The 20535-nt window shown below is 47.6% G+C and carries 20 protein-coding genes; 5 read left to right on the forward strand and 15 right to left on the reverse strand.

The features are described from left to right. Positions 1-115: 115 nt before the first annotated feature. Positions 116-787: an HAD family hydrolase gene (locus FA954_RS00590; RefSeq protein ID WP_049720816.1), complete on the reverse strand. Its 672-nt coding sequence runs from the start codon at positions 785-787 to the stop codon at positions 116-118. 131 nt (positions 788-918) lie between these two features. Here FA954_RS00590 and FA954_RS00595 point away from each other — a divergent pair, with 131 nt between their 5' ends. The 3 genes from FA954_RS00595 (at position 919) to FA954_RS00605 (ending at position 3204) form a co-directional block, all read left to right on the forward strand. Further along, the gene (locus FA954_RS00595) at positions 919-1743 is read left to right on the forward strand and encodes a sensor histidine kinase (protein WP_037997069.1); all 825 of its coding nucleotides are present in this window, start codon (positions 919-921) and stop codon (positions 1741-1743) included. Beyond that, the gene (locus tag FA954_RS00600) at positions 1740-2417 is read left to right on the forward strand and encodes a response regulator (protein WP_037996963.1); all 678 of its coding nucleotides are present in this window, start codon (positions 1740-1742) and stop codon (positions 2415-2417) included. Before FA954_RS00595 ends, FA954_RS00600 begins: the two co-directional genes overlap by 4 nt. Positions 2418-2484: 67 nt before the next feature. Beyond that, positions 2485-3204, forward strand: a complete 720-nt coding sequence (locus FA954_RS00605; RefSeq protein ID WP_037996961.1) for a FixH family protein — start codon at positions 2485-2487, stop codon at positions 3202-3204. A 34-nt stretch (positions 3205-3238) separates the two neighbouring features. On the opposite strand, the gene FA954_RS00610 is transcribed toward FA954_RS00605, so the two are convergent. From FA954_RS00610 to FA954_RS00625, 4 genes are all read right to left on the reverse strand, one after another. After that, complete coding sequence (locus FA954_RS00610) at positions 3239-4315, reverse strand: site-2 protease family protein (protein WP_037996957.1); 1077 nt, start codon at positions 4313-4315, stop codon at positions 3239-3241. Positions 4316-4544: 229 nt separating this feature from the next. Next, complete coding sequence (locus FA954_RS00615) at positions 4545-4742, reverse strand: hypothetical protein (RefSeq protein ID WP_037996955.1); 198 nt, start codon at positions 4740-4742, stop codon at positions 4545-4547. Next, positions 4723-6690, reverse strand: a complete 1968-nt coding sequence (locus FA954_RS00620; RefSeq protein ID WP_049720815.1) for a tetratricopeptide repeat protein — start codon at positions 6688-6690, stop codon at positions 4723-4725. Before FA954_RS00620 ends, FA954_RS00615 begins: the two co-directional genes overlap by 20 nt. Beyond that, complete coding sequence (locus tag FA954_RS00625; RefSeq protein WP_049720814.1) at positions 6687-7454, reverse strand: protein kinase family protein; 768 nt, start codon at positions 7452-7454, stop codon at positions 6687-6689. The genes FA954_RS00620 and FA954_RS00625 overlap by 4 nt, the downstream gene beginning before the upstream one ends. 205 nt (positions 7455-7659) lie before the next feature. On the opposite strand from FA954_RS00625, the gene FA954_RS00630 reads away from it, so the two are divergent. Together FA954_RS00630 and FA954_RS00635 are read left to right on the forward strand one after the other, a co-directional pair. Then, positions 7660-8937: an MFS transporter gene (locus FA954_RS00630; protein ID WP_342353651.1), complete on the forward strand. Its 1278-nt coding sequence runs from the start codon at positions 7660-7662 to the stop codon at positions 8935-8937. A 73-nt stretch (positions 8938-9010) separates the two neighbouring features. Next, a complete protein-coding gene (locus FA954_RS00635; RefSeq protein ID WP_037996943.1) occupies positions 9011-9508 on the forward strand; it encodes a hypothetical protein in 498 nt (165 codons plus the stop codon). A 173-nt stretch (positions 9509-9681) separates the two neighbouring features. Here FA954_RS00635 and FA954_RS00640 read toward each other — a convergent pair whose 3' ends face one another. From FA954_RS00640 to FA954_RS00685, 10 genes are all read right to left on the reverse strand, one after another. Further along, positions 9682-11205 carry an Hsp70 family protein gene (locus FA954_RS00640; RefSeq protein WP_049720813.1) on the reverse strand — a complete coding sequence of 508 codons (1524 nt, stop codon included), beginning with the start codon at positions 11203-11205 and terminating at the stop codon, positions 9682-9684. A 221-nt stretch (positions 11206-11426) separates the two neighbouring features. Further along, positions 11427-11969 (reverse strand): nucleotide exchange factor GrpE, encoded by a 543-nt coding sequence (locus FA954_RS00645; RefSeq protein ID WP_175413157.1) that lies wholly within the window; start codon positions 11967-11969, stop codon positions 11427-11429. Positions 11970-12921: 952 nt separating this feature from the next. Then, a complete protein-coding gene (gene lysS / locus FA954_RS00650) occupies positions 12922-14418 on the reverse strand; it encodes a lysine--tRNA ligase (RefSeq protein WP_037997879.1) in 1497 nt (498 codons plus the stop codon). 25 nt (positions 14419-14443) lie between these two features. Then, positions 14444-15460 carry a tRNA dihydrouridine synthase DusB gene (gene dusB / locus FA954_RS00655; protein WP_049720811.1) on the reverse strand — a complete coding sequence of 339 codons (1017 nt, stop codon included), beginning with the start codon at positions 15458-15460 and terminating at the stop codon, positions 14444-14446. A 23-nt stretch (positions 15461-15483) separates the two neighbouring features. After that, entirely contained in the window at positions 15484-15990 is a 507-nt protein-coding gene (gene folK / locus FA954_RS00660; RefSeq protein ID WP_037997876.1) for a 2-amino-4-hydroxy-6-hydroxymethyldihydropteridine diphosphokinase, read from the reverse strand. After that, complete coding sequence (gene folB / locus FA954_RS00665) at positions 15987-16346, reverse strand: dihydroneopterin aldolase (RefSeq protein ID WP_037997867.1); 360 nt, start codon at positions 16344-16346, stop codon at positions 15987-15989. Before folB ends, folK begins: the two co-directional genes overlap by 4 nt. Then, a complete protein-coding gene (gene folP / locus FA954_RS00670) occupies positions 16339-17190 on the reverse strand; it encodes a dihydropteroate synthase (RefSeq protein WP_037997865.1) in 852 nt (283 codons plus the stop codon). Before folP ends, folB begins: the two co-directional genes overlap by 8 nt. Positions 17191-17788: 598 nt before the next feature. Then, positions 17789-18721, reverse strand: coding sequence for a cysteine synthase A (cysK, locus tag FA954_RS00675; protein WP_037997863.1), 933 nt, complete (start codon positions 18719-18721; stop codon positions 17789-17791). Positions 18722-18794: 73 nt separating this feature from the next. Further along, positions 18795-19667 carry an Hsp33 family molecular chaperone HslO gene (gene hslO, locus FA954_RS00680; protein ID WP_037997861.1) on the reverse strand — a complete coding sequence of 291 codons (873 nt, stop codon included), beginning with the start codon at positions 19665-19667 and terminating at the stop codon, positions 18795-18797. A 60-nt stretch (positions 19668-19727) separates the two neighbouring features. After that, complete coding sequence (locus FA954_RS00685) at positions 19728-20483, reverse strand: type III pantothenate kinase (protein WP_062843359.1); 756 nt, start codon at positions 20481-20483, stop codon at positions 19728-19730. Positions 20484-20535: the final 52 nt, after the last annotated feature.

Raw genomic sequence — 20535 nt, forward strand, 5'->3', positions numbered from 1 at the left:
CTCTTTTCTTTCGTGATAACTCCCGGTACAAAAAGAGATTTCCTTCCTTTTGACTTCATTGTTCCCCGACTTGAAAATCAAAAGGTTGGAAACCTCATCCATCACCTTCACCTGTTCACTTTTTTGTTGCTTCGACCACTTGCTTCAGTTCCGGAAAAGAATGAATGATTGCATCAGCTTCGTCCAGTTCATTTTCTTGACCAAAACAGGGATATCCGGTATAGCGGCATCCAACCGAAAACAGTTGATTCTCCTTGCCGGCTTTGATGTCTGAACTGCGATCTCCGACCATCAAACCGTCCGTCACCCCGTAATCATTTTTTAAAATGCGGACAAGATCCGATTTATCAGCCGTTTGATACTCTCCTGCTGTATAAATTCCCTTAAACAGAGAAATTAATCCTTTTGTTTCCAAAGCCGTGCGCACGTAATCACCGGCCCCGTTGCTGGCCACAAACAAGGGCCATCCGTCTTCATAAAACTGCATCAAGGTTTCCCTGACCCCGGGAAAAATCTCCCCTTTTCCCTGGCGGAACAATTCTAGCTCTTTTTGCAGCATGAACCGATCCGCTTTTTCTTTGAGGGCACTGTCTGCCCCCGGCAACAAAACCTCCCACAATTCCTGATGCGTCATTCCGAAAACGGATTGAATTTTTTCCTCATCGGGGATGTCTCCTTGAAACTTGCCCGTCGTCTGTAAATGGCGAAAAGTTTCCTGAAATGCGGGAACGGCCACTTTTTCGGTTTGAAATAATGTTCCATCCAAGTCAAAGATGATTGCTTTCATGATTCCCCTTCTTTCCAGTGATGTTCTTTTCATTTTACAAGATCGCAAAAAGGATGTTCGACAGTTTGTTCATTTTTTTTCGTTTATTTTCGTGTAAAGTAAATTTTGAAATGGCTTTTGGAGTGATCCCGTTGACTTATAAACAAATCAAATGGCTCATTTTGACAATCCCCACGATCGCGGTGGGGATCTGGGAATATATCCGTCATGAATACCTGTTGCCTTATATCTCCATGGAATTGGGCAACTGGCTCACCCCTCTGATCGTTTTGGGGGTCACATTAACCCTCTTGGTGCATTTATTTGTGATTTATGAAGAAATCCAAGAAGCTCTAAAAAAAGAGCGGGAAGAAAATGCCGTTTTACAGGAACGGGAGCGAATCGCCCGCGAATTGCATGACGGCATGGCACAAACGTTGTTTTTGTGTTCGGTGGAACTGGAATCCCTGCGGGAAAAACACCCCGATCCTTCATTAAACCGGGTTCATCAACACTTGCAACAATTGCACGATGATGTCCGTCAAGCGATCGCCAGTTTAAAAAATCCGGAACACCCCGCTCCTTTTCTTTTAAAGGACAAATTGATGCATTTGTTCCGCGAATTTGAAATCGATACCGGGGTCCGCATTTCAGCCCGTTTCGAAATGGAAACCGGATCCCTTCTCACCAAAGAAAAAGTGGAACTGTATGCCTGTATACAGGAAGCCTTGACCAACGTCCGAAAACATGCCCGGGCCACTTGGGTCCAAGTCTCTTTCGAACCGTTCCGCCAAGGATGGCGATGCACGGTGGAAGACAACGGAATCGGGTTTGAAGGCGATGTGTTTTCCTACCCGGACCGATACGGGATGCGCATCATGCAAGAACGGGTAAAAAGCATCGGCGCCGGACTTCAATTAACACGACAGGACGGAAAAACCATTCTGACCATCCAAAAAGGGAGGGAAAACGAGTGAATCCCCTTTATCGCATTGTCATTGGAGATGATCATGAACACGCGCGCCAAGCCATGCGTTTGATTATCAAAAGAGATTCCCGGTTTCAAATCGTGGGCGAAGCAGCCGACGGAAAGGAAGTGATCGAACTCGCCGAATCCGCCCGTCCCGATCTTATCTTAATGGATATCAACATGCCAAAGATCAACGGCCTGACCGCCACCCGCATCATCAAAGAACAGTTCCCGTCCGTAAAAATTGTCATCGTCACGGTTTCCGATGATGCTTCCGATCTGTTTGACGCTTTAAAACAGGGGGCTCAGGGGTATCTGCTGAAAAACCTGAAGCCTTCCTTGTGGCTGGAATATTTACAAGCCGTTGCCGCAGACGAAACCCCCATGCCCAAAGAAATTGCCCGCCGGATTTTGCATGAATTCCATACCACCCCCGTTCCTTCCAAACAATCCAATCTGACCCAACGGGAACAAGAAATTTTAACATGGGTGGCCCAGGGTTACAGCAATAAAGAAATCGCACGCCAGTGCCTGATATCGGAATACACCGTCAAAAACCATCTGAAAAATATTATGCAGAAACTCCACTTGAATAATCGAGTTCAATTGACCCGTTATGCCTATGAACAAGGATGGATGGAAGGGAACGACCGGGGAGAGAATAGCTCCAAAGAGGGATAGTCATTCCTGCCGCTTTTGCTACAATGAGCATGATACAGACCGGAAGTTACGGAAGGAGTCCGCCATCATGAAGCGTAATTTATTCTTTTTTCATTTGGTTCTCTTTATCCTGGTTGCCGCCGGATGCGGACAGTTAAAACCCGAAACCAAGGAACAGCAAAACCTGCAAACACCGGCCCAGCTGAATATCACTTTCCAATCATCCCCGGACCATCCCGAAAAGAATCAGCCGGTTGAGTTAAGTTCCGTGATTACGGCCGAAAACAAACCGTTTCCGGATGCCAATGTCGAATTTGAAGTCTGGAAACAAGGGAAAGAACATCAAACGTTCAAAGCAACCCATCAGGCCGACGGAACATATACCGCAGTACAGAAATTCCCTGAGGACGGGGAGTATCACGTGGTGGTCCATGTCACCGCCCCCGGCATCCACCAGATGACCAGTGGTTCGTTTACCGTCGGATCCGTCCAAAATGACTCCCACGCGCACCATGATTCCGGGGTGCAAATGCATCTGACGGTCCCGGACAACATTCAGGCCGGGCAAGCCATTGAAGCATCGGCACACATTCAACTGAATCAAAAAGCTTTAAGTGGTGCCGATGTCCGGTTGGAGGTCTGGAAACAAGGCAACGAACAACATAAGTTTGTCGAGGCCTCCGAAAAGAAACCCGGTGAGTACACCGCCTCCTTGTCCTTTCCGGAAAAAGGAACATATCATTTGAAATTGCATGTGGAAAAAGAAAAGATTCACGATCACCAGGAAAAAACCGTTACCGTGCAGTAAAAAAAGGAGCCCGGATCCGGAGCTCCTTTTTTGGTCACGTCAATCCCATTTGGCCGATTTGATACATCATAAAGCCGATAAATACGGCCAGCCCCACGTAGACGGTGCCGTAAATCCACCGCAACTTCGGAGGCACGCTGTAATACTTCTCATCCTGTTTAATACCTCCCACACGAAGAGGCGTATAAGTCCCTTTTAACTTCATTTTCACTTCCGGATCTTCCGGAGAAGGGGGAATCGTCTGTACCAACGTCATCTCATGGATTTGTCCCATCATTTCAAACTGGAGGATCGTCCCAAGCCCGGGATAACCCACTTCCGCCATTTCTCTCTGGTCTTGGATGAAACAATATTGGCGAAACGGCAAAGAACGTTGGTGATATTCACCCGGGATCCACAACCCGGCTTCATCAAAACGCTCCTTTTTCACCCTGGCTTCAATCACAAACTCTCTTTTTTTCGGCTTCTTCTTCCGGTATGCCCCCCATAAATCAATCAAAAACATAATGTAAATAATCAACAGCAAAATACTTTTCAAATATATGATCAAAAAAAGCCCCACAATCAAACCGACCACCCACAGCCAACGGGTAATCGCCACGACAATCCTTCCGCCATCCAAAGGATGAATGGGGATCAGGTTAAACAAATTTAAAAACAAGCCGATATAGGCGATGGCGATCAAAAGATCCTGATCAAGCCAAACTCCCAAACCGTAGGAAACAACCGCCCCCAACGTGCCCAAAAGAGGACCGCCCAAAGCGACAAAGGCTTCCGTCGCCGCATCGCTCGGCTGCTTCTTCATGGTGATCAACGCACCCACAAACGGAATAAAGGCCGGTGCCGACACAGGCAATCCCTTGATCTTTGCCGCCCAAACATGTCCCATTTCATGGATGAAAATCATCAAAACCAAACCGATGGCAAATTGATAAGGAAAAAGCAGCGCATATCCTCCGACGGAAATCGCCATGGTGATCAATGTGCCGCCAAACTTTCCAAATTTCAACAAGGGCAAGATCGATTTCAACTTGGTTCCGATGCTGACCAAAAAAAGTCCGAGCCAACCCAAATTTCTTCGATTTTTCTGATTGGACTGTTCCTGCTCCACTCACAGAGCCTCCTTAACCCGTCTTTTACTATATCTTTCACCGGTTGAATCCGGTCTCATTCCCATATCTTTAAGCATATAAAACAATTCCCCTTACAATATACCATGAAACCCGTTCATCAAACAGCCTCGACATTGACAGCATTGTATACAATTTTGCCGCAATTCCCCTGACAACCCATGAAAAAGGCTGTTGACCTACCGGGGTTGTCAACAGCCTTTTTGGGTGTCACCTTTTTTCAACCTGAATATCCAAAGGCAGAGGATCTTTCTCGATTTTATCCAATTGCATTTCCAATTTCGGGGTCCGGACGATGATCGGAACGCCGGCTTTTTCATCATCCCCTCCAACCGCCCAAACGACCGCGCTGATCACAGCGACCACCAGGATGAACGGAATCAAGAGTTTACTTATTGGCTTCTTCATCTTCCGGTTTTGCCTCCTTATTTTGTGGTGTGGCCTGCATTTGTTGGGCTTTTTTAATCGCATCCTGATACAAAGACTGGTTCGGATCCAACTGGTATGCGCGTTCAAAAGCTTTCAGCGCTCCTTCTTTGTCTCCCAGCCCCATGCAGGTGATTCCCAGTTGATAGTGGTAGAGAGGATTTTTCGGATCATATTTGGCGGCTTTTTCCGCTGTCTGATTGGCGGAGATGAAATATCCGTACAAATAGTAAGCCATGGAACGGTAATATTGCGCTCTCGGATATTTGGATTCTTCATCCACTGCATCATTGAAAGCCCGGAAAGCAGATTTGGAGTAGCTGGCAAGTTCTTTTTTCTTCTCTTCGGCGTTCATGTTTTTGTCTTGATAAACTTGTTCCCATTTTTTCAAATAAAGGACACCCAGCGTCACATAATATTCTTCTTTTTTGCTGCTGGCCAATTTGGCCGCTTTTTTGGCTTGTTCGATCGCTTCATCAATCTTTCCCTGTTTGAAAAGATAAACCGCCAGGTCATGTTGGTAACGTGCATTTTTCTTTTTCAAATAGGTGGCAAACTTCAGGGATTGGACTGCTTGATCATAATCCCCCATGGCCCCGTAAATTTTCCCTTGATGGTAATAAACTTCTGCTTCTTCACTGGTCAGGGAAACCGCCTGATCCGATGCTTCCTTGGCCAGTTCATAATCCTTCAGATAATAAGCGTACACCGACAAGGCATCTTGTAACTCATAATCTTTCGGGAATTTATCCGTTGCCGCTTTTAAAATCTGCAATCCGGTTTGATAATCTTCTTTCAATCCGTATAAGTTCGCCAAATGCAAGAAATACTCTTTTTGTTCCAAATCGGCGCTTAACGCCTTGCGCCCCAGGAGAATGGCCTGATCCAATTGCTTTTGGTCATAAGCTTGTGTCGATTGGCGGAAGTAATTGAACGCTTCTTGCGGATTTTCTTCCACGGTCGGATCAATCACCCCGGCCAACGTTTCCCGGGTGTTGTCGGCAAACATTTGGATCACCACAAAAGCCAACACAACGGCCGCTGCCACCAACCCGAACCGCTTCCATCCTTTCCGGCTTTTGGCCGGTTCTTTTTTCTCTTTCTTGGCGCTTTTCGCCTTCTCTTTTTTATCGGATGCAGCCGGCTTTTTCATTTTCCCTTTCTCTTCCGCCGGTTTCTCCTCCTGATCATCCGCAACCGGTTTTTCATCCAAGGCTTTTGGTTTTTTCTCTTCATATTGATAGGCCCATTTCCAGAAATCATGGATGCGCGGACGCTTAATGGCGTCATTGGATAATGACCGCAACAGCAGCCCTTCCAATTGCAATGGCAAATCCGAACGGGAGGAACGAATGGAATCGATCTGCGTGGTTTTGTCGTCAATCCGCTCTTTGGTCAGCATAAAATAAAGTAACTGACCCAATTTCTTCACATCTTCGGTCTCTTGGCGGTAGTGACTGAACAAACGGTTGGGGCCCCCGTACAAAAAGCGGAGATGGCCGTCCGATTGCAACACCATGTTTTGCGGGTCGACCAGGGCAAATTGCTCATCGTCATAACATTGTAACAGATGGCTGGTGATGTTTTTCAACAAGTTGGCCACTTCCGCCATGGGAAGAGGAGCGGAACGCATCAAATAAACCCCCAGCAAGTCCCCCTCCATACGCTCAAACACCTGATACAGGATCCCGTCTTCGATGAACACATCCTGGACCGGGAAAAACACTTCGCTGTTTCGCTTTTTTAACTCTTCCAACTCGTGCTCTTCCGGCTGGTTTTTCAGCTTTACGGCATGAATAAACCGGGTGGTGCCTTCTTCTGCCTCTTTTTTTACGGACGTAAAATACAAAACCCCTTCCACAAAAGGGAATACACTTAAAACTTCATAACTTCCCCGAATTCGTTCACCTTTCTGTTTAAACTCACTCATTTTTCTCCTCCAACCTTTTTTTCTAAACGTTCTGCCATCCAATCCAAGAAGTCGGCAATCTCTTCGATATGAGGTCGTTTATGGATATCAAAAGAGATCGATCGCTGCACAAATTCATCCAGTTCAGCCGGGCAGTCTCGACGGTATTGAGAAACAGAGGGAATTGTGAGTCCTTGTGCCATGGGATTCTTTCCAGTCAACATCTGATATAACAATGCGCCAACGGTGTACGTATCATAAATCCGGTCCGCGCTGGTGTTTCCCGAAACAGATCCTGCAAATCCTTTGGGCAATTCTCCTTTATTTCCCCCATATAAAAACCGCAAAGACCGGCCTGATGTCAGCACCATATTTTGCGGATGGACAAGTGTGAACTGGCCTATTTCATAAAGCCGGAGCAAATGCTGTATGACTTTGCGGCCTAAATTTACGGTTTCTTTCAAAGACAATGGTGCATGCGTTCCCAGATAATGTGCCAGAAGCGTTCCTTCCAAGCGCCGGAAAACCTGGAAAAGCAACCCTTTTGTTTCATCGGAAAAAACCTCACGGATTGGGAAAAACACATGTTCATCCCGATGAAGAAGTGACTTCGGATCAAAATCAGCATTCACCAATTGAAGGTCAAGGGCATGAACAAACCGGGTATGTACCTCATCCTGACCACAATGATATTCCGTATAGTATAATGTGCCAATCACAAATGGAAAACCTTTTAATACACGGTATCTTTCTTTAATCCATTCACCCTCTTGCACTTTCCTCAATCATTCATTCCCTCCTTCCCTCTGATCCGTTCTGCTTGCCCATCTGCCATGCACTCGAATTATTTTCTACGCTTCATTCTATCATGATTATGAAAAAGAGAGTAGAACCTTGACGGATGGATTGCCTGATCCGTCCAAACGTTCAAATTTCTTTCACCGAAAAAATTTTCCTGTGTTGAAATGAATGAAAAAAAAGGAGAAATGCATGAACAAGCAAGCCGTTTTTGGTTGGGTGATGTATGACTGGGCCAACTCAGCTTATGCCACGATCATTATGACCACCGTGATGCCGATTTTTTACTCGGAAGTAGCCGGAAAACACCTGGCTCCCTCCGCTTCCACCGCCTATTGGGGATACACGCAGTCCATTTCTCTCATCCTGGTGGTGCTCATCACTCCGGTTCTCGGAGCCATTGCGGACAGCATGCACAATAAAAAAAGTTTCCTTGCCTTTTTTACGGGTCTTGGCATCTCATCCACCCTGTGCATGTTCACGATCAATGAAGGGGAATGGTTGTGGGCATCGGTTACGGTGGTTATGGGAACCGTTGCTTTTTCCGGAGCCAACATCTTTTATGACGCCTTTTTAAACGACATTGCCCCGGAACACGAACGGGACCGCATTTCTTCCCGCGGATATCAATTGGGCTATCTTGGCGGAGGCATCTTGCTCGCATTGAATTTATTTCTGATCCAATTTCACAATATTTTTTCTTTTACAAGAACCTTCGCCACACAGGTCACCTTTTTAACCGTGGCCGTCTGGTGGTGGGTTTTCTCCATTCCGATGTTTCGCCATGTTCAAGAAAAAAAAGCGTTCTTCCCCTCCCGCTTCCGTCTTCCGCTTGACACGAAAAGGCATCCGTTCCGTCACCGGCACCTTCAAAAGTACAAGGAAATACCCGGAACTCTTGAAATTTCTGATCGCTTTTTGGTTTTACAGCGACGGGATCAACACCATCATCAAAATGGCAATATTTATGGTGTGGAAATTGGCATTCATCAGACCGATCTCATCATCGCTTTGCTCTTGACACAATTCGTCGGGATTCCCTGCACGTTCCTCTTCGGGAAACTGGCCGTCCGCCGGGGTTCCAAACCCACATTGATCTTCACCTTGGTTGTTTACCTCGTCATTGTCATCTTCGGTTATTTTATGCAAACGGCTCTGCACTTTTATATCTTGGCGGTCATGGTCGGATGGGTGCAGGGAGGAAGCCAGGCGTTGAGCCGGGCCATATTCAGCCGGCTGATTCCCCGGGGGCGGCAGGCGGAATTTTTCAGTTTGTACAGTTTGTCCGGCAAATTTGCCTCCATTTTCGGACCGGCCGTGTTTGGTCTGGCCGGGCAATGGATGGGATCGGGCCGGACGGGCATTGCCTCGTTAGTCCTTTTCTTCATCATCGGAATTGTATTGCTTTTCACCGTCAATGAAGAAAAAGGCCGGGCCGAATCTGCATTGGATCCCTCCTTCACCGAATAACAACATTTATCCCATTGACGAAGTAATTTTATTTTAATAGCATAGGACTTAGTCTTAAAGGAGGTTGGGTTCGATGAGGATTGTCCCATTCCTTTTGGCTTCTGCCTTATCTTTGAGCCTGTTAACCGGTTGTGAATCTTCTGCCGGTGCAGATCCGGTTCCGGAAGATCACATCGATCTTTCAGAGGCACAACCCGCACAGGAAACCTACGAAGAAATTCCTTTTACGTTGATCAATTGGAAAGAAGGCGAACCCGAAAGACAACCGCATGGAGGCGTATGGGTATATACGAAGGAAAAGCACCCCGCCATGTTTCAGGATACCCTTGATTGGAATAACAAAGACATGCTGTTGGTTCAAATCAAAGACGAATCATACATGGGAAAAGGGCTGAAAATCAAGGCCCTGCAAAAAATCCAGCCCAAGGTGACCCGCATTCTGGTTGAATTTGATGAGGAGGGCGGAAGAGCCGGAAAAGCACCCCGGCGTTATGCGGAAATTCCCAAAGGCTCCATCGGCCCGCAAAACCAATTCGTCATTCAGACCGCCGATGGAAAAACGATTCAATAACGAGACTGAAAATCCATTCCCTGGCATCCGCCCCCACGGAATGGATTTTTTCATGCCCTTTCCCATAAAAAAAAGCTTGGTTTCCCAAGCTTCATCTTTTCATGAAAGATAAAATAAGTGCTCTTGTCAATCCCATTCTCTGTCTGTTTATTATGTACAAAGATGCCAACCGATTAACCGATCGCCAGCTTTTTCATCCGCTCTTGTTTTTCCAACACTTCTTCTTCCGTCAGGTTGGACTTCCGCTCGATATTCAATTCCCCCAGCAATTTCCCCGCTGTGGAGTCAATCACCGAGATATGGATGATTCCATCACTGTCATACTCAAAAATAACCTCGAGGGGAGCGCCTTTGGGATATTCCGGCAAGTCGATCATGCCTTCCCCCACGATTTTTACATAATCCAGATCCATGTCTTCCCCTTCCGTCACTTGCAAATGCAATTGGGACTGTTGATCAACGGTGGTTTCATAATGGCCGCTTACTTTGCTGGGGATCACGGTATCTTTTTTGAGTACGATGGAGTTGAATTCTTGCCCGGATTCATCCAGCGCCACAACCCCCATGCTGTGAGAATTGACATCCTGCACTTCAACCACCGGGAAGGACTGGCTGAGTGAGAGGTCGGCATTTCCTTCCTTAATCTGCAGGATCGCACCTTGGATGGCAGCTCCCAAAGCCACCACTTCATCCGGATTGACATCCAATGACGGCTTGATTCCCGTGACACGCTCGATCATGGCAGGAACTTGTTTCATCCGGGTCGAGCCGCCGACCAAAAGGACTTTGTCAATGTCTTTCCATTCAATGTTTGCGTCTTCCAAAACGAATTCCATGATTTTTTGGGTCCGGTTCAGGAGAGGAGCGGTTAATTCATCAAAAATCTCTCTTGTCAGGGTGATGGATGCGTTGATTCCATTGGCAGACAGGAATACATTGGTGCGGTCACGGACAGAAAGGGTTTTCTTGGCGATTTCCGCTTTATCACGCAAGTCCTGTTCCAGCATGGGGTCTTCCAACAGATCGATGCCCCCTTGCTTTTGGAACTCTTCATTCAGGTAGTTCATCACCACATTGTCCCAGTCAAAGCCGCCAAGGTTTTTGGCACCCCCGGTGGACAACACCCTCAATCCGCTTGGAGACAAGTGCATAATGGTCACGTCAAAGGTTCCGCCACCCAAATCATAAACCAGAATGTTTTGCTCCATATGCATCTTGTCCAATCCGTATGCCAGTGCCGCTGCGGTGGGTTCGTTAATGATGCGAAGAACATTGAGACCTGCAATTCTTCCCGCGTCTTGTGTCGCTTTCCGTTGTGCATCGTCAAAGTAAGCGGGGACGGTGATGACGGCATCTTCCACTTTTTCCCCCAGCAGGGTTTCCGCGTCTTCTTTCAGGCGCCGGAGAATCATGGCCGAAATTTCTTCGGGGGTAAAGTCTTCGTTTTGTTCCGTGGTGAATTTCCATGCCTTGTCGCCAATCTGTCTTTTCACAAATTGGACAACATTAAAAGGACTTGCAACTGCAGAACGTTTCGCAATACTGCCCACAACCACATCCGAACCATCAAAGAGAACGACAGAAGGAGTAATCCGTTCCCCTTCCCGGTTCACCATAATTTCCGGTTTCCCGTATTTATTTACAACAGAGATCGCCGAATAGGTTGTTCCCAGGTCGATCCCAACGACTCTTCCCATCTTTTTTCACTCCTTCGATCACTTATAACCCATGGGTTACGGGAAAGCTCCCATATACTACCCTCTTTCACGCAAAATGGCAAAATCTATGTAGTGTAAAAAACGGTTGACAAAAAAATGCGTCTTTCACCCCGGTCCCCAAATGCTCATGAAAAGGGTTCAATGATGAAAGATTAGCCAACATCATGGCTAATCCTCGTTTGTTGTCATATTCCGTTCAATCAGGGATTATATTTTTTTATCACCACTTCTTCAGGTCTGAGAACCACGTCTCCATATCTAAAGCCATGGCGGATCATATGGACAACCATATTATCTTCTGCAGGGTTATTGGTGGGAATCACTTCAACCACTTGTTGAATTTTGGGATCAAATTTGTTGGACGGGGCAACAATCAATTCAACGCCGCGACGGTACAAAATTTCCAGCACTTCATGGCTCAAGGTTTGCAGAATGTCAATTAATTCGGGATTTTGTCCTCCGACATCCAGCTGATCGTTATAAATGTTGTTCATCCGGTCAATCAGCAGAATCAAATCAATATAAAGCGGACGGAGTTGTTGAAGTTCCTGGTCCTGCTTCAACTCTTCCATCTCTTTATAAAGGCGGTCAAACGCCATTTCTTTCGTTTTGTCATAACTGAGCCGGTTGGTAACCACATTCAACAGCGATGTGAAATTTTGTTGCAATGCACTGAGCATGTTCAAAACTTGTTGTTGGGAACGAGATTCGCTTTTGGTTTCTTTGATCGGACTCGGAGCCACGTTTTCTTTTTTTGTTAATCCAAAACGCGCTTCAGGAAATGAAAGCTGGTTACCCTGTTCTAAGAATCTATGGTTCTCTTTCCTGGAACCCATAGCTTAACCTCCCTGGTGTACACTATTTTCATATTCTGTGATATATATCAAGGCCAACTATCCATCATTCTCTGTATATTGAATGATTTGCCTCTTTTTGTAAACTGAACGGAACAGTACTGCTCCTACCATTTTACTAATAACCTCATTCATGTCGCAAGTGGATGAATTCAAAAAGAATATCAAATATCTACATCAAAAAATGTTTTTCTCGCCGGACCAACGAAAATGAAGTAAATCATGCGGTAATGCCGGGAAATATTGCAAAACTTGATAGATTCCATGATATCATGATGCAACCTAGGGCAATTATAGACGTTTTGAAGTTTTTATACAAGGCGATTTTTATAAACTATTCCAAGATATTCCCGTTTCCTTTCATTTCTGAAGTTTTTTGGTCCGGCAAAACGCCATGGCTGAACTTCCCCATACAACTTCGAAATTGTCCCTGAAAACTCCTTCTTCAAAGAAAAATGCCCGTTCAGGGCATCCGGGTGATAACAAGATTGGTCTTTTTTTTGTCAGTTTGTTGAAGACATTCGGTATAACACATCCGGCAATAATACTTGCCATTGAATTGAAAAAATTGAATGTATAAGGACTTTGCGCCGCATTTGGCACAGGTGCATTTATCCATGTGCTCCCAACCTCCCTTTTCCTAGCTGTCAGGGTTGTCTATATCTTTCAACACCCAGGCAAAATTTACCTTTTTATTCCTGATATTTATTGATATTTTCTTTATTTGGAAGATCGGGGCTGTTTTTTCACAAGTTATCCACAATTCGCACAGGCGTTTGTGTATATTGTGGATAACTTGTGAAAAAAGCTTCTGATTCATAACGAATCAGAAGCTTTTCCATCAGTCTTCCTGCTGGTTTTCGCGCATATGCGGGAACAAGAGAACGTCGCGGATCGACGGGCTGTCTGTCAACAGCATCACCAAACGGTCCACACCGATTCCCAGACCGCCGGTGGGCGGCATTCCGTATTCCAGTGCTTCCAGGAAATCTTCATCCATCGGGTGCGCTTCGTCGTTACCGGCTTCTTTTTCTCTCAGTTGTGCTTCAAAACGCTCCCGTTGATCCATCGGGTCGTTCAATTCGGAGAAAGCATTCGCATGTTCCCGTCCCACGATAAACAGCTCAAACCGGTCCGTAAACCGGGGATCTTCTTCATTTTTCTTCGCAAGCGGGGAAATTTCCACCGGATGTCCGTAAACGAACGTCGGTTGAATCAATTGGTCTTCCACTTTTTGTTCAAAGAACTCATTGACAATGTGACCAAAGGTCATAAACTCTGTAATTTCCACGCCATGTTCTTTCGCAAGCCGGCGGGCTTCTTCATCGGTCATCTGCCGGGTAAAATCCACCCCGGTCGTTTCCCGGATCAATTCGGTCATCGATTTGCGTGCCCAGCCGGGGGAAAGATCCACTTCATGCCCTTGGTAATGGATTTTCGTGGTGCCCAAGACTTCTTGCGCCACATGGGCGATCAAATCCTCCGTGAGATCCATGATGTCATGAAAATCCGCATAAGCGGCATACAATTCCATCATGGTGAACTCCGGATTATGGCGGGTGGAAATCCCTTCATTGCGGTACACCCGGCCGATTTCATAAACTTTTTCAAATCCGCCCACAACCAGGCGCTTCAAATGAAGCTCAAGGGCAATCCGCATATACAGCTTCATATCGAGTGCATTGTGGTGGGTGATGAACGGACGTGCCGCCCCGCCGCCGGCGATCACATTCATAGTCGGGGTTTCCACTTCCAAAAACCCTTGTTGATCCAGATACCGGCGCATCGCGGCAATGATCCGGCTCCGGGTGACAAACGTTTCTTTGACTTCCGGGTTCATGATGAGATCCAGATACCGTTTCCGATACCGGAGCTCCACATCTTTCAGTCCATGATATTTTTCCGGAAGGGGCCGGAGCGATTTGCTCAGGAAATCCACCTGATCGGCTTTGACACTGACTTCCCCGCGGTTGGTTTTAAAAACAACGCCTTTGATCCCCAGAAAATCCCCGAGATCGGCTGTCCGGAAAATCTCATATTGCTCTTCCCCCACCCGGTCCAGCCGGACATAGATCTGAATCCGGCCGCTCATGTCCTGGAGATGGGCAAAGGAAGCCTTTCCTTGTTTCCGTTTGGCCACAAGACGACCCGCAATCGATACGGAAATGTTTTTTTCTTGCAATTCTTCTTTGGACATCGATTCGTACTGATCCAAAATCTGCTTTGCATGATGGGTACGCTCAAACTTGTGGCCGAAAGGATTGACACCTTTCTCCCTCAACGCAGAAACTTTTTCACGCCTGATTTGAAACAGATCGCTTTGTTCTTCATGACTCATCGTTTCGCACTCCTTCGTTCATCCGTTACGCAGTTTCTTGATTGACGGCTTCTTGTTTTTCGCGCTGACGCTTTTCGTATTCCTCCGCAAACGAAAGCAGGAGATTTGCCATTCCATCCCTGGTTTCTTGTTGATTCACTTTTTCTTTCACCTTGCTGGCACCAGGCAGTCCTTTGAGATACCACGCCGCATGTTTTCGCATTTCGCGGACGGCAATGTCTTCCCCACGCAGTTTGACAAGCCGATCCATATGCAAAATGGCAATCTCCATCTTTTCCCTCACTTCCGGTTCCGGAAGCAGTTCGCCGGTCTGAAGATAATGGACCGTCCGGTACAACATCCACGGATTCCCCAATGCGCCGCGACCGATCATGACCCCGTCACAACCGGTTGTATCAAGCATCCGCTTCGCATCTTCCGGTGTAAAGACATCGCCGTTTCCGATGACAGGAATCCCCACGGCCTCTTTTACTTTTTTAATCCAACTCCAGTCCGCTTGCCCGCGGTACATCTGCTTCCGCGTGCGACCGTGTACGGAAACCGCTTTTCCTCCGGCGCGTTCGACCGCTTTGGCGTTTTCAACCACATAAATATGATCTTCATCCCAACCAATGCGCATCTTGACGGTCACCGGTTTGTCCACGGCTTCCACCACGGCAGACACCATCTCTTCAATCTTGTCCGGATCAAGGAGCCAGCGGGCGCCCGCATCGCATTTGACCACTTTCGGAACCGGGCATCCCATGTTGATATCGATAATATCCGCATTGGTTTGTTGGTCGACAACTTTGGCCGCTTCCACCAGCGTTTCTTTGTCTCCGCCGAAAATTTGCAAACTGAGCGGTTTTTCCCGTTCATCCACATAAAGCATCTCCCGGGTCCTTTTATTTCCGTGCAAAATGGCTTTGTCGCTCACCATTTCCGCACACACCAATCCCACGCCAAACTCTTTGGCAATGAGGCGGAAAGCCGGATTGCAGACCCCTGCCATCGGAGCCAACACGACACGGTTTTTTAACGCAATGTCACCAATTTTCAGCATCGAAATACCTCCTTTCCCCATGGTTAAACCGGAATCATTTCCAATTTGTACACTTTTTGTTCACCGGGAATCTCCTTCATCCACTGGGAAATTGTTTTATGCGTCCCCGGGATTTCGATATCCCCGGCAATTTCAAACAAGGGGACCAAAACAAATGCCCGCTCGGTCATGCGCGGATGGGGCACCACCAGATCTTCCTGCCGGATCACGCGATCTTCATAAAGGAGCAGATCCAGATCCATGGTGCGCGGTCCCCAGCGGATCTTTCGCACCCGATGTAACTTTTGTTCGATCCGCAAAAAAGCTTCCAACAATTGCCCGGGAGACAAAATCGTCTGGATTTCCGCCGCCATGTTGTAAAACGGCGGTTGATCGAGATACCCGACCGGAGCGGTTTCATAAATCGAAGAGGTTTGCCGCACGTGGATTCCTCTGGTGTTGTTCAACAGATGAATCGCCTGTTTCAACTGTTCCCGCCGATCTCCCTGATTGGTTCCCAGTCCCAGATAGGCCGTCACTTTTCGGCTCATGGCCTTGTCCTTACCACTTCAACCCCGACCGACTCATAGTGTCCCTGAATCGGCGGATTGGGTTTGGTGACGCGGACCCGTACTTCTTCAATCGGGAAATCAGCCAACAAACGTCCGGCAATTCGCTCTGCCAAGGTTTCAATCAATTTCACCCGGGTTCCGGTCATGATGTTTTCCACTTTCTGATATACCGCTCCATAATCAACGGTTTTCTGCAAATCATCCGTTGTGCCGGCAGGCCTTAAATCCAATTTCATTTCCAGATCGACATAAAAACGCTGCCCCAGCCGGTTTTCTTCGGCATAAGCCCCATGATACCCGTAAAAGCTCAGCCGTTTCATAAAGATTTTATCCACGGGCCTCCGCCTCCTTTGGCAGAACCCCGTAAAGCATCGCATCCATCATCCGGCAAACCCTGGTCATCTCTTTGACATCGTGGACCCGTACGATCCGGCATCCTTGGGAAATTCCGAATGCCACCGTTGCCGCCGTGCCTTCCACCCTTTCATGAGCCGGCAGGTTCAATGTCTTGCCAATCATGGATTTCCGGGACGTTCCCAGCAACACGGGATACCCCAACGCGGTAATGCGATCCAGGTGGCGCATCACGGTTAAATTTTGTTCAAGGTTTTTGGCAAAGCCGATCCCGGGATCCAAAATGATATTTTCATCTTTGACTCCGGCTTGTTTCGCATTTTGTACCATCGCCATCAGATCCTGAATCACATCGTCCATCAGCGAATCATAATCAGGTTGTTGCCGGTTATGCATCAAAATGACCGGCACATCCAACTCCGCCGCAACCTTGGCCATGTCCGGATCTTTGAGCGTTCCCCATACATCATTGATGATATGCGCCCCGGCCTGGATGCATTGCCGGGCCACCTCTGCCTTATACGTATCCACGGAAATGGGGCAGTCCAACTCGCGATGCAACACCTCAATCACCGGGAGCAAGCGGGACAATTCCTTTTCCGGCGGTACATACTCCGCCCCGGGGCGTGTGGATTCTCCGCCGATGTCTATGATATCCGCGCCATCACGCACCAGTTGTTTGGCATGTTCGATAGCCCGGTCCACCGTATTGTATTTTCCGCCGTCTGAAAAAGAGTCCGGGGTCACATTCAAAATGCCCATCACCAGCGTGCGGCGGTCATAAGACAACGTATACGGACCGGCTTGAATCGTTGAATGGTTCATGGCTCCAGCTCCTCTCTGATGAATACAAGCGCTTGATGCTGCATCGATGACAAAAAAAGATGGCCGACCGATTCCTTCTGTCAGTGAGCCATCTCATATCTATCTTTCTTCTTCCGCAGAAGGAAATGGATTTGTTTTCTGAATCCGGTTCTTCAAAATGGTTTTTCATCTCTGCTTTCACAGGGATTCCGGATGGGACCGGGTCTCTTTCCGTCGGATTCCGCTCCAATCAGACTGGAAAGCAGCCTGCGCCATGATGACGGAAAAGAGGAATTCCGGCGCCCGACGTTCATGCAATCCCCGCAAGGGAACCTTTCAACACCGCTCCCGCTTCTTCTTCAAACGCTTTCGGATCCGACGCCGGTGATTACGCTTGCTTTTCTATTTCATCGATGTCCATGGCATCGCTTTTGCTCATCCCGCAAACCAATTTCATGATGATCCAATCCCTTCCCGGCTTTTCCCGACAGGCTCAACTCTTCTAATCACATCATTTTACCACATAAAACCGGGATCTTCATCACAATTTTCCCCGAAAGCAAAAGAAGCTATCCTTTCCGATCAAGGACAGCTTCCAACAGATGTATTTGGTTTACGCTTATGCTTCATCTTCGAAATTGAAAAGAGCCGTGGACAAATAACGTTCTCCGTTACTTGGAACAACAGCGACAACTTTTTTGCCTTCTCCCAACCGGCGGGCGATTTTCACCGCGGAAGCAATGGCCGCACCGGAGGAGATTCCCACGAGAATCCCTTCTTCACGAGCTGCACGACGCGCCCATTCAAAAGCTTCCTCGTTATCCACTTGCAAGACTTCATCGTAAATATCCGTATCGAGAATCTTGGGTACAAATCCGGCACCGATACCCTGAATTTTGTGAGGCCCTGGTTTTCCTCCGGACAAAACGGGGGAATTGGAAGGCTCAACAGCAACCACGTGAACATGAGGATATTTTTCTTTCAAGACCCTGCCGACACCGGTAATCGTTCCGCCGGTCCCGATTCCCGCAACAAAGGCATCCAATTCACCGCCTGTTTGTTCAACGATTTCTCTGGCGGTGTTTTCAAAGTGTGCTTTCACGTTATCCGGGTTTTCAAATTGTTGGGGAACGAAATAATCGGGATGTTGTTCATGGATTTCTTTGGCTTTTTGAATGGCCCCTTTCATTCCTTCCGCACCGGGAGTCAGCACCAGTTCGGCTCCATAGGCCCGCAGAAGATTTCTGCGTTCCACGCTCATCGTGTCAGGCATGACCAACACGGCGCGGTAACCTTTGGCTGCTGCCACCATCGCCAGTCCGATTCCGGTGTTTCCGCTGGTCGGCTCCAAAATCGTGGAACCGGGTTTCAGCTCCCCGCGTTTTTCAGCTTCTTCAATCATGCTGAGGGCAATCCGGTCTTTGACACTGCCACCCGGGTTAAAAAATTCCAGTTTCAAATAAACATCGGCATCCGTCTTTCCAACAATCCGGTTTAATTTCACAAGCGGTGTTTCGCCAATCAACTCAAGAATATTATTTCCAACCCGCATGTAGGAAGCCTCCTTATTCCGAGTAAACTCATAGGTTTTGTATTTATCATCATACTAATCCCGATCCGATTTGTCAATCAATTTCTTCTATTATAATCCTTTCTAATTCCTCATCCGTAAACAAGTATCTTTCATTGCAAAAATGGCAAACGACCTCGGCACGGCCCAATTCGTCCCGGATGGATTCTATTTCCTCCTTGCCAAGCGCCCGCAACATTGCCTTTGAACGTTCCCTGGAACAATTGCATTGAAATTGAACCGGCGATTTCCCCAGGATTTCCAAATCGTCCCCCATTAAAAAGCGCAGCATTTCTTCCGGCGTTTCCCCGTTTTTCAACCGGTCTGAGATCGACGAAAGCCGGGAAATCCGTTGCTCCAGGTTTTGAATCACTTCTTCCCCGGCCCCCGGCAAAAGCTGGATCATATACCCGCCGGACGCCAAAATTTCGTTCCCTTTGACCAATACCCCCAATCCCACGGATGATGGAGTTTGTTCAGAGGCCGTAAAATAATAAGTAAAGTCTTCCGCCAATTCCCCTGAGATAATCGGTGAAGCGCCTCGATACGGTTCCTTCATGCCCAAGTCTTTGATGATGTGAATCATTCCTTTTCCCACAGCGGAAGCCACATCCAGCTTGTTACCTTTGGATTTGCCTTCCACTTGCGGTTGGTCGACACATCCGCGCACATGGCCTTGCCCGTCGGCATCCACCATGATCCGCCCGATGGGTCCGTCACCTTCCACCCGGATCAATACTTTGTGGTTCTTCTCTTTTAAAGTCACGCCCATCATCGCACCCATGGTCGCCGTTCTGCCCAATGCCGCGCTGACCACCGGAAAAGTGCGGTGACGTTGTTGCAGTTCCTGTACCAGATTCGTCGTCCGTGCCGCAAACCCGCGCACGGCCCCGTCTGCAGAGATCGCTCGAATAACATAATCTTCCATCAGTGATTTCCTCCTTAAAAAAAGGACTCCTTCGCAAGAAGCCCTCTGTTTCCCATTCTGTTACTTTGCATTCAGCTCATGGATCAACTTTAATCCTTCCAAGGTTAACAGCGGATCCACCTTGTCAATCGTCTTGGTATCCTTGCAAATCAATGAGGCATACCCGCCGGTGGCCACCACCGTGGGACGTTGGCGCATCATCTTTTTCATGCGGGTGACAATTTCATCCACAAGCCCGACATAACCATAGTATATGCCAGCCTGCATGGATTGAACCGGATTTTTGCCAACCACCGAATCCGGTTTGTCAATTTCCACCCTTGTCAACTTGGCGGCCCGTTGATACAGCGCCTCCATGGATATACTGATACCGGGCGCAATGGCTCCTCCGACGTAATTTCCCTCTTCATCAATAAAACAGAAGGTGGTTGCCGTCCCAAAATCGACAATCACCAACGGCGCCCCGTATTTCTCAATGCCGGCCACCGCATTGGCAATCCGGTCGGCCCCGACCTCGCGTGGATTGTCATACTTGATATTCAATCCGGTACGAATGCCCGGTCCCAAGATTAATGGGGTCAAACCAAGATACTTTTCAGCCATCCGCCGCAAGACAATCGTCAGCGGAGGGACAACGGAAGAAAGGATGGCAGCCCCCACATCTTTGATGGACAGGTTGGTATAGGAAAGCAAATCGGCCAATTGCATGCCGTATTCATCTTCGGTCGCGTGGCGGTTTGTTTGCAAACGCCAATGATGCAACAATTTTTCCTTGCGGTAAATGCCCAAAACGATATTGGTGTTTCCAACATCCATGACCAGCAATAAATCCTTGTTCAAGTTATTCACCTGCTTTAGTGATGTAATC

The organism is Thermoactinomyces vulgaris, assembly GCF_005886755.1.
GTDB lineage: Bacteria > Bacillota > Bacilli > Thermoactinomycetales > Thermoactinomycetaceae > Thermoactinomyces > Thermoactinomyces vulgaris.